At 73.7% G+C, this 14,749-nt stretch carries 8 protein-coding genes and 1 pseudogene; 4 read left to right on the top strand and 5 right to left on the bottom strand.

Annotated features, from left to right (window positions below; all coding sequences use genetic code 11):
- Nucleotides 1–87: 87 nt before the first annotated feature.
- The gene (locus FSY66_RS10165) at nt 88–2,682 is read right to left on the bottom strand and encodes a ComEC/Rec2 family competence protein (RefSeq protein ID WP_186304543.1); all 2,595 of its coding nucleotides are present in this window, start codon (nt 2,680–2,682) and stop codon (nt 88–90) included.
- A gap of 554 nt (nt 2,683–3,236) precedes the next feature.
- Between FSY66_RS10165 and FSY66_RS10160 the strand changes: the two are divergent.
- Both FSY66_RS10160 and FSY66_RS13185 read left to right on the top strand, forming a co-directional pair.
- Nucleotides 3,237–4,544 (top strand): annotated as a pseudogene (locus tag FSY66_RS10160) (metallophosphoesterase N-terminal domain-containing protein); the annotation flags it as partial.
- Between the two features lie 53 nt (nt 4,545–4,597).
- Nucleotides 4,598–4,864: a calcineurin-like phosphoesterase C-terminal domain-containing protein gene (locus tag FSY66_RS13185; protein ID WP_472650221.1), complete on the top strand. Its 267-nt coding sequence runs from the start codon at nt 4,598–4,600 to the stop codon at nt 4,862–4,864.
- Nucleotides 4,865–4,939: 75 nt separating this feature from the next.
- Here the strand turns inward: FSY66_RS13185 and FSY66_RS10155 are convergent, their stop codons facing one another.
- Both FSY66_RS10155 and leuS read right to left on the bottom strand, forming a co-directional pair.
- Nucleotides 4,940–5,908: a ComEA family DNA-binding protein gene (locus FSY66_RS10155; RefSeq protein ID WP_144794528.1), complete on the bottom strand. Its 969-nt coding sequence runs from the start codon at nt 5,906–5,908 to the stop codon at nt 4,940–4,942.
- A 173-nt stretch (nt 5,909–6,081) separates the two neighbouring features.
- A complete protein-coding gene (gene leuS, locus FSY66_RS10150) occupies nt 6,082–8,595 on the bottom strand; it encodes a leucine--tRNA ligase (protein ID WP_144794526.1) in 2,514 nt (837 codons plus the stop codon).
- Between the two features lie 265 nt (nt 8,596–8,860).
- On the opposite strand from leuS, the gene FSY66_RS10145 reads away from it, so the two are divergent.
- The gene (locus FSY66_RS10145) at nt 8,861–9,862 is read left to right on the top strand and encodes an alpha/beta fold hydrolase (RefSeq protein ID WP_260853638.1); all 1,002 of its coding nucleotides are present in this window, start codon (nt 8,861–8,863) and stop codon (nt 9,860–9,862) included.
- Nucleotides 9,859–10,983, top strand: a complete 1,125-nt coding sequence (locus FSY66_RS10140; RefSeq protein ID WP_186304542.1) for a glycosyltransferase family 4 protein — start codon at nt 9,859–9,861, stop codon at nt 10,981–10,983. Before FSY66_RS10145 ends, FSY66_RS10140 begins: the two co-directional genes overlap by 4 nt.
- A 108-nt stretch (nt 10,984–11,091) precedes the next feature.
- Here the strand turns inward: FSY66_RS10140 and FSY66_RS10135 are convergent, their stop codons facing one another.
- Nucleotides 11,092–13,452, bottom strand: a complete 2,361-nt coding sequence (locus tag FSY66_RS10135; RefSeq protein WP_260853637.1) for a primosomal protein N' family DNA-binding protein — start codon at nt 13,450–13,452, stop codon at nt 11,092–11,094.
- A gap of 26 nt (nt 13,453–13,478) precedes the next feature.
- Complete coding sequence (gene metK / locus FSY66_RS10130) at nt 13,479–14,663, bottom strand: methionine adenosyltransferase (protein ID WP_144794614.1); 1,185 nt, start codon at nt 14,661–14,663, stop codon at nt 13,479–13,481.
- Nucleotides 14,664–14,749: the final 86 nt, after the last annotated feature.

Raw genomic sequence — 14,749 nt, 5'->3', positions numbered from 1 at the left:
GGCTGCCCGTCGCCGCCGCTGCCGTCTCTGCCGGGCACATGCCTCCCGGCAGGCTGCGGTGGAGCCCGGGCCGCCCGGCGAGGCCGATCAGCCGAGCGGCACGGCGACCAGCGCTCCTTCCTCGCGGCGGATCGCCGCGGCGCCGTGCTGATCGGTGCGGGCCACGGGGACGCCGGCCCGGCCCAGGTGCTGGATGATCGACGGATGGGGATGCCCGTAGTCGTTGTCCTCCCCCACCGACACGAGCGCCAGACCCGGTGAGGCGGCGTCGATGAGCGCCGTGCCGCCGTTGCGAGCTCCGTGGTGGGAGACCTTGAGCAGGTCGACGTCCAGCAGCGTGGGTTCTCCTCGCAGGACCGGCCCCGCGCCCGATTCCTCCAGGTCGCCGGCGGCCAGCATCGAGAACCGGTCCCGGCCGTCCGCGACCTCGGCCCTCAGCACGAGAGAGGCGTTGTTCTCGTCCTCCGACTCGGGGCTGATCGCCGCGCGAGCGGGGTCCGGGCCCAGCACGCGCAGCGTGAGGCCCGCACCGGTGTAGAGCTCATCCACGGCCGGGCGGCGGCCGGCGGCGCCCAGATCGGCCAGCTCGTCGGGAGCACGCCCGGTCGCCGAGGACCACCAGACCTCGTCGATGCGCACGACCGCGCCCAGGCCTGCGGCCCCGGCGACGTGATCCGCGTGATCGTGGGTCAGGACCAGCAGATCCAGGTGATCGACCCCGGCGTCGGCCAGGCATGTGCGCACCGCCTCCGGCTCCGGCCCGGCGTCGATCAGCACCGTGGTCTCCTTCCCGGCCTCCCTGCCCCGCACGAGCACCGCGTCTCCCTGGCCGACATCGCAGGCGAGCACGGACCAGTCCTCGTCCGTCGGCCCGGGCCACCGCAGCACGGCCACCAGCGCGACGGCGCCGACCGCGGCAGCGGCGACGGCCGCGCTGCGCCACAGCCGCTCGCGTCGTCGGGCTCGCAGCCAGGCGCGCTCATCGACGGGACCGGGCGCCGTGCCCGCCGCCTCCCCGGACACGGCATGGCGCAGCCATCGCGCGTCCAGCCGATGCACGGCCACGACGAGCACCGCGCTGAGCACGAGCATGAGCACCGGTCCCATCGGCGGCGGCAGCCAGGGAGCGGTGGAGCCGGGAAGCCCCGCGAAGAACCGGGCAGTGCGCGCGATGAGCCCCGCGCACCAGGATCCGGGGTGCAGCAGCAGCTGGCCCAGCCACGTCCCCACGGGCCCGCCGATCCCCAGCAGGACCAGCGCCGCGAGCCCGATCACGGTCACGAGCGGGACCACGGGTGCTGCCAGCGCGTTCGCGGGGACGGCGTACGTGGCCACGGTCGGCGTCAGCATGGCCATGACGGGCCCGCACCACAGCTGGGCGACCAGGGGGATCGCCACCGCGAGCGCCAGGACGGGAGGCAGCGCGCGCTCCAGGACGCGTGTCATGGCTCGTCCCGTGACCACGATCCCGGCCGTGGCGCACACCGACAGCGCGAAGCCGTACTCGCTGCCGAGGCTCGGATCGATCACCAGCAGCGCGCACATGGCCGTGCTCAGCGCCGCCAGCGACACGGGTCCGCGACCCGACAGGACCGCGAGCGCCGCCACCGACCCCATGACCGCGGCCCGCAGCACCGATGGATCCGGTCCGACCAGCGCGACGAACAGGCCCAGGGCCGCCAGTCCCGCCAGGAGGCACATGCGCCGACGCAGTCCCAGCCCGAGCGCGAGCCGGCCCGCCAGAGCCATGACCAGCGCGCAGTTGGAGCCCGAGACCGCGGTCAGGTGCGTGAGCCCCGTGACCTTCATGGCCTTCTCGAGCGCCTGGTCCAGGCCGCCGCGATCGCCGTACGTCATGCCGGGCAGCAGCCCGGCGGCATCCGGTCCGCGAGCCGAGGCGGCGAGAGCGAAACGCTGCGTGGCGGTGCCCAGAGGCGAGGGCTTCCGCTGCGTGACGGCAGGAGAAGGCGGGCTCGATGAGCACAGCCGCAGCTCTGCGGCCAGGCCCTGCGACGACCCGACGACCGCGTCGTAGCGCTCCCCCGTCCGCACGGCGGCCCAGCGCGGGTCCTCGGCGAACAGCGCGGCCTCCGCACCGCTGTCCAGACGCACGGGCACGACGACGCCGCTCGCGGCCTCGCCCGTCTGCTCCGGGGCAGGACCGAACGCGGAATCCGGAGTGCTGTGCCACTCGACGGGCCGGTCGACGACCTCGAGCGTCACCCGCTCGGCACCTGCTCCGAGACCTCGCATCTCCTGCGCCGTCGTCGCCTGCTGGGCCCCGGTCCGCAGGACGACCGCTGCGACGATCAGAGCACAGAGCAGCACCGTGGGCAGGACGTCCCGGGCGATGCTCGCGACGGACCGCTGCGGCGGCCTCGCACCCCGGGGCCGTCTCCGAGAGGCCGTGCGCGTCCCGGCGGCTCGGCGCCCCGGCCGCCCCCTGCCGGCCGTCCTGATGACCAGCGCCGCCAGCAGCATCGCCAGCACCCCTGCAGGGAGGACCGGTCGCCGGATCAGCACCTCCAGGGCGGCGTCGACGATCCCCGGCTGCACCGCCCCGGTCACCGCCGCGCCCCAGGCGCTGATCGCAACCGGGACCAGGCGCAGGTCCCACGTGGGCCGCGGAGCCCTCCGGGCGGCCTCCAGACGGTCCTCGCGCTTCTGCGCCTGTGCTCGCACCAGGTCCTCCGGCAGCTGCCGCGAGCGCTCCCAGAGCCGGCCCAGCGACCCGGCCTGACCTGCAGCCCTGGGCCCACCGGTCGCCGAGGACCCACCGGTCCAGCGCGGCCCACCGCGAGGCCGACCTGATCGCGGGGACGGACGAGGAATGGAGCTCACCATCTCATCCCACCTGCTCCGACGCCCGTCGCTCTGCCCCGTCCGCCGTGCAGGAACCGCGGCGCACGCCCACGGCCCCTCCCTGAGGCGGTGGAGCCCCGTACGCGGGCACGGAGGCGTCTGCGGCCCGCACTCGAAGTTCGCCAGGGCGTCGCCCAGGTGACGCCCAGATGTCGGACGCCGGCGGTCCCCGGGTCGAACGGAGGTCATCTCCCCAGGTCAGCTTGGATGCAGCCGCGCACTCAGGCGGCCGAGGGCCTGTTCGCGGCCCTCGTCGGAGCTGCCCATCCGAACATCCGAGGAGCATCATGTCCCAGCCCGCCTCCCACCGAATCCCCCTTCACCCCTGATCCACGAGCGCTCGCACCCGACGCACGGCCTGCGGCGCCGTGGCCATGGGTCTGTCCCTCGCCCTGCTCGCACCGATCTCCCCGGCCGCCGCGGAGGAGCGCCCCTCCCGGTCCTCGACGAGCGCCGACGATTGGAACGGCAAGGCCTTCCGCGGCCAGGTGGACGTCACAGCCGGTCCCGGCGAGGACCAGGACGTCCTGGACGGCGCCGTCTTCGACGACCGGAACCGCAACTCCCAGCAGGATGCCGGCGAGCGCGGCATCGCGGGTGTCGACGTCTCGAACGGGAGGGAGATCGTGACGACCGATCGACAGGGCCGCTACGAGATCCCGCTCCGCGACGGCGAGACCGTCTTCCTCACCCAGCCGGCCGGCTATCAGGTGCCCGTCGACGACGACAACGTGGCTCAGTTCTTCTACAACCACGCCCCGACGGGCTCCCCCGAGCTCGACTTCGGCGGCATCGAGGCCACCGGCCCGCTCCCGGACGCCGTCGACTTCCCCCTGGCCAGGACGACCGACACGCTCAGCCGCGACCAGAACTGCCTGATCGGCGGAGACATCCAGACCTACACCGAGCAGGAGGCGGAGTTCGCCCGCAGCGGCGCCTTCGCGGACCTGGCGCAGCGCACCGACCACACCGGCTGCGGCGCCCTGTTCATCGGCGACGTCGTGGGCGATGACCTCGACGTGTACGCCGAGACCCGCGAGCTGTCCTCGATGCTCAACGGCCCTGCCCGATTCCTGCCCGGCAACCATGATCTGGACCTCGATGCCGACGACGAGCACCGCTTCGACACCTACCGCTCGCAGTTCGGCCCCGACTACTACTCCTACGAAGCCGGCGACGTGCACGTGGTCTCGCTCAACACCGTCCAGTACTCGCAGGGCGCGCCCTACGCCGGCACGTACAACGGGGGCATCGACGACGAGCAGCTCGAATGGCTGCGCGACGACATCGCACGCACCCCCGAGGACAAGCTCATCGTGCTGGCCACGCACATTCCGCTGCTGAACTGGCATGACCAGGGCTCGGATCGGCACCAGGTGGATCAGGTCCGGCAGATCCACGACATCATCGGCGACCGCCCGGCAGTGGCCTTCGGCGGCCACAGCCACACCCTGGAGGTCATGCGCGAGGGCGATTCGATGGAGGGCTGGACCCGGCTCTACGGCGTGGACGAGCTCCCGTTCGACCACATCACCGCCGGGGCGATCTCCGGCGACTGGTACACGGGGCGCATGACCGGAGCCGGCTACCCGACGGCCCCGCAGCGCGACGGAGCCGTGCCGGGGGTCTTCACCCTGCAGGCCCACGGCAGCCGCTATCAGGACATCTTCACCGGGACCGGCCGGGGGCAGGGCGATCAGATGTCGCTGGGCCTCAGCAGCCCGGCATACCGGGAGTGGTTCGACGCCCACCGCAGCAGCCCCGGCAGCGCACCCAGCAGCTGCAGGGCGAGGGCAAGCGCGTGGGCGCGGAGTTCTCCGATCCTGCGGCCGCCCAGGAGCAGCTCGTCCACGGCGGTTCGGTGGCCGAGGGCACCGGTCACCTGTGGCGGCTGGACCTCCCCGAGGATCTGGCACCCGGCGAGCACACCGCGACCGTGACGCAGACCGATCGGTACGGGACGGCCACGACCGAGGAGATCGTCTTCACGGTGACCGGCTGACGGCGTCGCCGTCGGCCCCGCCCGACCGGGGCGGGGCCGACGGCCCCAGCAGCATCGCCTGATGCTGCCGGGGCCTCAGACCCTCACGAGCGGGGCGATCGCGGCCATCATGGCGGGACCGATCCCCGAGACGTCGTCGAGCTCCTCCACGGCGCGGAAGCCCCCGATCTGCTCCCGGTGATCGACGATGCGCTGAGCGAGCACCGGACCCACCTCGGGCAGCTCCTCGAGCTGAGCGGCCGTCGCCTGATTGAGGTCGATCGCGGCCCCGGACTCCCCTGCCCCGTCCGGCTCCGACGCAGGTCCGGAGCCGGGCGCGGCCGAGGGAGCGGCCCCCGCGGGGGCCGCTCCCGGTGTCGACCCGGCAGATGCCGCGGGCCCGCCCGGCGGGGCCGCGGCCTCCCACGACTCGGACAGCGCCCGGTCCGGGATCACGATCTGCGCTCCGTCGGCCGCGGGAGCGGCCATGTTCACCGCATCCACCACGGCGGTCTCGCTGAGCCCCCCGGCGGCCTCCACGGCGTCGGCCACCCGGGCACCGCCGGGGACCTCGACGACCCCCGGGCGGCGCACCTCGCCGACGACGTGGACGGTGACGGGGCCGGCCGACGCTTCCGCGGCCCCGGCAGGCTCGGCGGGCCCTGGCGTCGCGGACCCGGTGCCCTCAGCCGCACCGCCTGCCGCGGCGCCAGGTTCCGGGGACGCGGCGGCCCCGGCTCCCGCGGGATCTCCCCCGACGATGACCGGCTCCCGCTCGCCGCGCAGCACGAGGGACAGCACCACGGCGGCGAGCACCAGCCCGGCGATCACGATCGTGACCCAGGGGATGCGGGCGCGGACCGGGGAGGCCCATGCCTGCTCCTCCTCGGGGTCGGGCGGGGCGATCGGGCCCCCGGGCGCGGCGTCGTCGACGCCCGGGGGTGCGCCGCCCTCCGGCAGGTCGTGCCCGGAGGCCCGCAGATCGTCGTCGAGCAGTCCGCGCAGCCGCTCGACGGGGAGGTCGCGGTCCAGCCGTCTCCTGCCGCGGTGGGTCACAGGGCTCATGGACCCACTCCAGCCCGCCGACTGCAGCCGTGGAACGGGGGTGCCGAGAATCGGGAGGGGTCGCCCCAGTACGAGCCGTCAGGGCAGGCTGTGGAGGCCTCGGCCCGGGCGGCGCCGGCCACGGTCGGCGCGCCGAGCTCGGCACGCAGGGCCCGCCGACCCGGCCCGCCGTCTCAGACCACGATGTTCACGAGCTTGGGCGCCCGCACGATCACCTTCCGGATCTCGGCGTCGCCGATCGTCCGACGGATCGTCTCCGAGGCCAGCGCCCGCTCGCGCAGGTCGTCCTCGGAGATGTCGGCGGCGACCTCCAGGCGGTCCCTGACCTTGCCCTTGACCTGGACGACCGCCGTGACGGTGTCGTCCACCAGCAGGGACGGGTCGACGACCGGCCAGCCCGCGTCGATCACGGCGCTGTCGCGGCCCATGGCGTGCCACATGTCCTCGGCGGTGTAGGGCGCCACGAGCGAGAGCAGCACGGCCACGGCCTCGGCGCCCTCGCGCACTGCCGGATCGGCGGCCCCGGGGCCGGAGTCGACGGCCTTGCGCAGGGCGTTGACCAGCTCCATGGCCTTGGCGATGACGACGTTGAACTTCCGGTGCTCGAGCGCGTTCTCGGCCTCGGAGACCGCGCGGTGGGCGGCCCGTCGGACCGCGGCATCGCCGGTCGACGGGTCGGCACCGACCGGGCTGCCGGAGGCCGCGACGTCCTGGGCCACGCGCCAGGCGCGGGCCAGGAACTTCTGCGAGCCGGCCGGGGAGACGTCGGCCCAGTCGATGTCGTCCTCGGGCGGGGAGGCGAAGACCATGGTCAGGCGCACGGCGTCGACGCCGAAGGCATCGAGCTGCTGGCCCAGGTCCACGCCGTTGCCCAGCGACTTGGACATGGCCCTGCCCTGGTTGAGCACCTGGCCCTGGTTGAGCAGCCGGGCGAAGGGCTCGTCGTGATCGATCATCTCCAGGTCGTGCAGGACCTTGGTGTAGAACCGCGCGTAGAGCAGGTGCAGGATCGCGTGCTCGACGCCTCCCACGTACTGATCGACCTGACCCCAGCGGCGAACGGCCTCGGGGTCGAAGGGCTCGGACTCGTCCTGCGGGGAGACGTAGCGGTAGTAGTACCAGGAGGAGTCCACGAACGTGTCCATGGTGTCGGTGTCGCGGGTCGCGGCGCCCCCGCACGACGGGCACGCGACATCGACCCACGACGAGGCCGAGGCCAGCGGCGACTGCCCCTTGGGCGCGAGCTGCTCGCCCTTCAGGTCGTCCGGCAGGCGCACGGGCAGCTGGTCCTCGGGGACGGGGACCTCGCCGCAGTCCGGGCAGTGGATGATCGGGATCGGGGCGCCCCAGAAGCGCTGCCGGGACAGCAGCCAGTCGCGCAGCCGGTAGTTGATGTGCCGCCGGCCGGCATCGCGGGCCTCGAGCAGCTCGATCGCCCGCTCGATCGCCCGGTCCTTGGGCAGCCCGTCGAGCTCGCCGGAGTTCATCAGGACGCCGTCGCCGCCGGTGGCCACGCCGGTCTCGGCCGGGTCCTCGCCGCCGGTGTCGACGACGGCGCGCACGGGCAGCCCGAAGGCCCGGGCGAAGTCGAGGTCGCGCTGGTCGTGGGCGGGCACGCCCATGACGGCGCCCGTGCCGTAGTCGGCCAGCACGTAGTCCGTGGCATAGACGGGCAGGCGCTCGCCGGTCAGGGGGTTGACGGCCCAGCGGCCCAGGAACACGCCCGTCTTGGTGCGATCCGTGGCCTGGCGCTCGATGTCGGAGACGGCCTTGAGGCTCTCGCGGTACTCGTCGAGCTCCTGGACGTGGTCCTCGGTCACGAGCTCCTGGGCCAGCTGCGCGTCGGCGGCCACGACGAAGAACGTGGCCCCGTGGATCGTGTCCGGTCGGGTGGAGAACACGGTCAGCGAGCGCTCGACGGCGGCGTCGTCGCTGTCCTGCCCCACGATCCCGAAGGTGATGTGGGCGCCCTGCGAGCGGCCGATCCAGTTGCGCTGCATGGACAGCACGCGCTCGGGCCAGGCGCCCTCGAGCTGGTCCATGTCGTCGAGGAGCCGGTCCGCGTAGTCGGTGATGCGGAAGTACCACTGGTTCAGCGACTTCTTGGTGACCGGGGTATGGCAGCGCTCACAGGCGCCGTCGACGACCTGCTCGTTGGCCAGCACGGTCTGGTCCTTGGGGCACCAGTTGACCGGCGAGTCCTTCCGGTAGGCCAGTCCGCGCTGCCAGAACTGCAGGAACAGCCACTGGGTCCAGCGGTAGTACTCGGGATCCGAGGTGTGCAGCTCGCGCGACCAGTCCACGGCGATCGCGTAGCGCTGGAAGGAGGCCTTCTGCGTCTCGATGTTGCGGTAGGTCCACTCCGCGGGATGCGCGTCGTTCTTGATCGCGGCGTTCTCTGCGGGAAGCCCGAAGGAGTCCCAGCCGATCGGGTGCAGGACGTCGAAGCCCTTCTGCCGCCAGTAGCGGGCGACGACGTCGCCCATGGCGAAGGCCTCCGCGTGGCCCATGTGCAGGTCGCCCGAGGGGTACGGGAACATGTCGAGCACGTAGCGCCGCGGCCTGGAGCCGTCGTCGAGGGGGCGGAAGACGTCGTTGCGCTCCCACCAGCCCTGCCAGCGGGCCTCGAGCTCGTGGGCGTCCCAGACCTGACCGGTCTCTTCCTGGCCTTGCTGCTGCGTGCTCACGTGCCTCGCCTTCGTCCGCCGGCCCGCGCCGGCCTCTCGCTGTCGACTGCTCTGCTGGTGCGGGGCGCGGTGCGAGCGCCCCGGATGCGCCACCCGGTGCCGGGAGCCCGCTCGCCAGGCTGCGACCGACGCACCGATGACCCGGCCATCCTAGCCGTGCCCGGCCCCGCGCATGTCCGCCGCCGCCCGTAGACTCGCCCCCGGGGCGCCACGACCGATCCGAGCCCCGCAGACTCCGATCGGCACCCCGACGGGAGAGGAACGCGTGCAGCAGAATCCGCAGGCCGAGCAGCGCAGCATGAGATTCGACGGGTACAAGACCCGCTACTGGTTCTACGACGTCGACACCCGCCGCAAGCCGCTGATCGTGATGGTCCACGGGTTCCGGGGTGATCATCACGGGCTCCAGCTGATCGCCGATCGGCTGCGCGAGCGCTACCACGTGGTGATCCCCGATCTGCCGGGCTTCGGACGCTCCGAGCCCTTCCCGGAGGCTCCGCACGACATCGCCCACTACGTCGGCTTCCTCCGCAGGTTCATCACCGAGCTGACCGACGGGGCCGTGCATCCCGACGGCGACCGCGGGATCATCCTGCTGGGCCACTCCTTCGGCTCGGTGATCGCCTCCCACCTGGCCGCCGACTCCCCGTCGATGGTCGAGCAGCTGCTGCTGCTCAATCCCATCTGCGAGCCGGCGCTCAGCGGCGAGAACGCGGCCGCCTCCCGCGTGGCCGATGCCTACTACTCCGTGTCCACGCGCCTGCCCCGCGCCCTGGGCGAGCGCCTGCTGCGCAGCACCGCGGTCAGCGACCTCATGAGCCGCGGGATGACCGCGTCCGAGGACCCGGAGCTGCGCCGCTACGTGGAGAACCAGCACCGGGCCTACTTCGGGACCTTCGCGGACCGCAGGGTCATCCGGGAGGCCTACCGCGCCTCGATCTCCCGCACCGTGGCGGAGGTCGCCCCGCTGCTGAGCATGCCGGTGCTGCTCGTCGTGGGCGCGCGGGATCAGCTCGGCTCGGTCGAGGCGCAGGAGCGCATGGCCGGCTGGATCCGGCGCCGTCGCATCGAGATCCTCGACGACGTCGGGCACCTGATCCACTACGAGAAGCCGGTCGAGACCGCCGAGCTGATCGACGAGTTCCTCAACGCTCCGGCCCCGGAGCCGATCGAGGTCCACGACGAGCTGCCGCCCATCGACCGGGCCCAGCCCAACACGTCGCAGTTCACGCAGCTGCTGCCCGTCGTGGGCCGCCGCCGGCGATGAGCGGCGATCTGCACCTGGTCCTGGACGCCCGCTACGTGCGCGTGGGCCCGCACGACGGGATCTCGCGCTACAGCGCGGGCATCGCCGTCGGGCTCGCGCGGCTCGCGGCGCAGGACCCGTCCCTTCGCGTCGAGCTGATGGTCTCCGACGAGGCCCAGCGGGCGCACCTGCCCGAGCTGCCCTGGTTCCGCGGGCCGGATCCCGTGTCCGCAGGAGAGGTCCTCACCGGCCAGGTGCTCAACCGGCGCTGTCCCGACGTGGTCTTCTCCCCCATGCAGACCATGGGGGCCCTGCGCCGCCGCTTCGGACTGATCCTGACCCTGCACGACCTGATCTACTACGACCACCCCGCGCCGCCTCCCGAGCTGCCGGCGCCCGTGCGCCTGGGCTGGCGCGCGTTCCACCGGGCCTCGTGGCCGCAGCGGCTGGCACTGGACCGGGCCGATGCCGTGGCCACCGTGTCCGAGACCTCCGCGCGGCTGATCCGGGATCGGCGCCTGACGAGCCGGCCCGTGCACGTGATCCCCAACGCGGCTTCCCAGGACCGGATCCTCGCCGCCGAGGAGGCGCTGCGCCGCCTGCCCGAGCGCGGCCGATCGATGGTCTACCTGGGGTCGTTCATGCCCTACAAGGACGTCGACACGCTGGCGCGCACGGCCGCACGGCTGCCCGAGCGCGAGCTGCACCTGCTCTCCCGGGTCACGGACCGGCAGCGGGAGCACCTGCTCGAGGTCGCCGGGCCCGGAGCGCACCTGGTGTTCCACGGCGGGGTCTCGGAGCAGGAGCACTCCCGGCTGCTGCGGGAGGCCGGCGTCCTGGTCCATGCCTCGCGCGCCGAGGGCTACGGCCTGCCCCTGATGGAGGCCTTCTGCGCCGGGACCCCGGTGGTCTGCACCGACATCCCGATCTTCCACGAGGTCTGCGGCGACGCGGCAGCCTACTGCCCGCCGGGCGACGATGCCGCCTTCGCCCGCGCGGTGGCCGAACTGGACGACCCGCAGACCGCTCGCGGACGCGTGCTGGCCGGGCTCGAGCGGGCATCGAGCTGGACGTGGGGCGATTCCGCGGCCCGCCTCGTCGATCTGGCCGCGGGCGTCGCGCAGGGACGGCGCGCCTCCTGAACCCGCAGCGCTCCGGCTGAGCCGGCATCGCACCGACCCCACCCGCCAGGGGCCGGGTGCTGCGCGGCCGAGGCCCGATGGAGGCCGCACCCCGCCGGGCCGGCGGACTCAGAGCAGGTCCGCCACATCGCAGCGGACATTGACCGGCGCGTGCTTGCGCAGGGCCGACGCCTCGGCCCGGGCCGAGCGCAGCCGGCGTGTGACGTCGGCGGCGATCGAGTAGGAGAAGAAGAGCAGCGCCCGGTGGCTCGGCTCGGGAGCCGCGGCGGATCCGCCGCCCGTTCCGGCGAGGGCCCCGTCCGGCTCCGCTGCGGCCTCGTCCCAGTGCTCCTCGACCGGCGCCGGCCCCACCCGGCGCACCGCCTCGGGCAGATCCGCGATCTCCAGGAAGGCCTCGAGAGCCGGCAGGGGGCCGGTGAGCGCCGCGCAGCGCACGGCCGGCGGCAGCTGCAGCGTCCTCCGCTCGGCGAGCTCGCGCGCCGCATGGCCGCGCACGTCCCAGCGCACGAGCGAGGCGACCGCGCGCTCGTGCTCGGAGGTCACCACGACCACACCGCCCTCGGCCGCGCGGCGCACGAGGGCGGCTGCCCCGACCCAGCGGCGCAGCACGTCCTCCTCCACCCGCAGCCCGGGCCGGGCGAGCATCCGATCGCCGTCGAGCAGCAGGGCCGCCGCGTACCGGCCCTCGGCCTCCGGCTCCGCGCCGGGGGTGGCCACGACGAGCGCGGGCGCGGCCCCGACCCCGCGGCGGATCTGCTCCCCCGAGGACCAGATGACCGGGACCTGGGGGAAGGCCCGGCCCAGCTCCTCGGCGGTGCGCTCCGAGCCGACCGACGCGTACCGCCATCGGGTGTGCGAGCAGACCGGGCAGGACCAGCCCGCGGCCTGGCGGCCGCACCAGCCGCACTGGGGCAGCCGGCCCCGGCCCGGGACGGACAGCGGCCCGTCGCATTCCGCGCACCGGGCGGGTGCACGGCAGCGCTCGCACGACAGCACCGGCGCATAGCCCGCCCGCGCCACCTGGACCAGGACGGGGCCGTCCTCGAGCGCGCGTCGCGCGACCCGGAAGGCGGTCTCCGGCAGCCGGGCGCGCCCGGCCAGCGAGTCGCGGGCCTCGTGCCAGGAGTCCGATGTGGCCACCACCCGCGGCATGTGCTCGCGCAGCACCGGACGCGGCGCAGCGATCGAGCGCGCCCACCCGGTCTCCACGAGCCGCTCGGCCTCCGGAGTGACGGCGTGCCCGGCGATCAGCAGGGACAGATCCGCGTGCTGCGCGCGCAGCAGGGCGACGTCGCGGGCATGGTGGTACGGCGCGCGCGGCTCCACCAGGCTGTGGTCGCCGTCGTCGATCACCGCGATCATCCCCAGATCCTGCACCGGTGCCCAGACCGCCGGCCGGGTGCCGATGACGATCCGATGCCGCCCCTCGAGCGTCTGCACGAAGGCCCGGTAGCGCGGTGTCGGCTTGTCCTCGCTGTGCAGGCGGGCGATCAGCCCCGGGTCCACCCGCCGCTGCAGCGCGCGCTGCATCCGCTCCATCGTCTTGTGGTCGGGGACGACGACGACGGTCCCGTGCCCGGCCGCCAGCGCGGCCGCGGCGGCCTCCGCGATCAGATCGTGGACGTCGTGGCCGGGATGCGACGGCAGCGCCTGGACCACGGCTCGGACCTGCTCGCCGGCGCGCAGGGCCTCGAGGGCGGCGTCCCCGCCCTCGTACTCCGACCATCCGGAGCGGGCAGGGCCGTCGAAGGGATCGGGCTCGTCCGCCGCATCTGCGGCGTCTGCAGGGTCGTCGTCCGCGTCGAGACCGTCGGGCTCGTCGCTCGTGCCGGAGGCGCCGGCGGCCTCTGCGGACTCGGCGGACTCGGCGGCCTGCGCGGCCTCGGCACGGGCGGCGAGAGCCGCCTTCTCGACCGAGGCGACCCGCGGCGGGACGGCCGAGCGCAGCACGTCCGGGACCGTTCCGGCGCACCGCCGGGCCACCTGCTCCGCGACGGCCAGCACGGACGGGGTCAGCACCGGCAGAGCCGACTGCACCGACAGGATCGGCTGCAGGCGGTCGAAGGCCACCTCGGACTCGGCGGTGCGCTCGACGACCCAGCCGCGCATCCGCTGCCCGCCGAAGCGCACACGGATGCGCGTACCGGGCCGGACCCCCTCGGAGAGGTCCTGGGGCACGCCGTAGTCGAAGAGACGATCAAGATGCGGGACGTGCGACTCCAGGCGCACCCGGGCCACGGGATCGGACTCGGCCAGGTAGGCCGGCTCGAGCGGTCCGGCGCGCCGCGCGGCGGCGCCCCGGCCGCTCCTGCGGCCCGGCGACGCCGCCCGGCCGGGCCGAGCCGGCTCCGCGATCAGGGCGAGCTGCTCGAGCCCTCCCTCGAGCTCCTGCTCCTCCGGCGCTGCGCTCGACGAGGCGGCCGTCGGCCGGTCCTTCCCCGACGGATCCGCGGCATCGCCGGTGCTCACGGCGCGCTCCGGACCCGGGTCCGGGCTCAGGCCCCGGCCGCCGAGCGCAGGGCGTCGGCGCGATCCGTGCGCTCCCACGTGAAGTCCGGGTCCTCGCGGCCGAAGTGGCCTCCGGCCGACGTCTTGGCGTAGATCGGGCGCTTGAGATCGAGGTCCTCGATGATGGCCAGGGGGCGCAGGTCGAAGACCTCGTCGACCGCGGCCTCGATGCGGTCCGGGTCCACGGACTCGGTCCCGAACGTGTCGACGTACACGCCCACCGGGTGCGCCTTGCCGATCGCGTAGGCCACCTGGACCTCGGCGCGCTCGGCCAGCCCCGCGGCCACGATGTTCTTGGCCACCCAGCGCATGGCGTAGGCCGCCGAGCGATCGACCTTGGACGGGTCCTTGCCGGAGAACGCGCCGCCCCCGTGCCGGGCCATGCCGCCGTAGGTGTCCACGATGATCTTGCGGCCGGTCAGCCCCGCGTCGCCGACCGGGCCGCCGGTGATGAAGTCGCCGGCGGGGTTGACGATGACCGTGAGCTCGGAGAGGTCCAGGCCCGAGTCCTCGAGGACCGGATCGATGACCGAGGCGCGGATGTCGCTGCGCAGCTGCTCGAGCTCGTAGTCCTCGGCGTGCTGGGAGGAGACCACCACGGTGTCCACGGCCACCGGCGTGATGCCGTCGTAGCGCAGCGTCACCTGGGTCTTGCCGTCCGGACGCAGATGCGGCAGGACGGCAGACTTGCGGACCCGCGTGAGCTGCTCCGAGAGCCGGTGGGCGTAGTGGATGGGAGCGGGCATGAGCACGTCGGTCTCGTTGGAGGCGTAGCCGAACATGATGCCCTGATCGCCGGCCCCCTGGGCATCGCGGGGGTCCGCCGCGGTCCCTTCGCGGGATTCCAGCGAGTTGAAGACGCCCTCGTAGATCTCCGGGGACTGCTCCCCCACGGAGATGGACACGCCGCAGTACTTGCCGTCGAAGCCCTGGACCGAGGAGTTGTAGCCGATGTCCAGGATGCTGCGGCGCACGATCGAGGGGATCTCGACATAGGCCTCGGACTTCACCTCGCCGGCCACGTGGACCAGCCCGGTGGTGGCCATGGTCTCCACGGCCACGGAGGAGTGCGGGTCGGTGGCGATCAGGGCATCGAGGATCGAGTCCGAGATCCGGTCGCAGATCTTGTCCGGGTGGCCCTCGGTCACCGATTCCGAGGTGAACAGGCTCATGCGGCCCGGGGCCTGCGCGCGGCGGGAGCTGCTGGCGGACGAGGTGCCGGGGGAGGTGGGGGTCGAAGTCACGCCTGTCAGGGTAC

The organism is Kocuria palustris, assembly GCF_007666205.1.
GTDB classification, from domain to species: Bacteria; Actinomycetota; Actinomycetes; order Actinomycetales; family Micrococcaceae; genus Kocuria; species Kocuria palustris_A.
The sequence above is the reverse complement of the archived record's forward strand: the minus strand, read 5'-3'. Positions and strand labels throughout refer to the sequence as shown.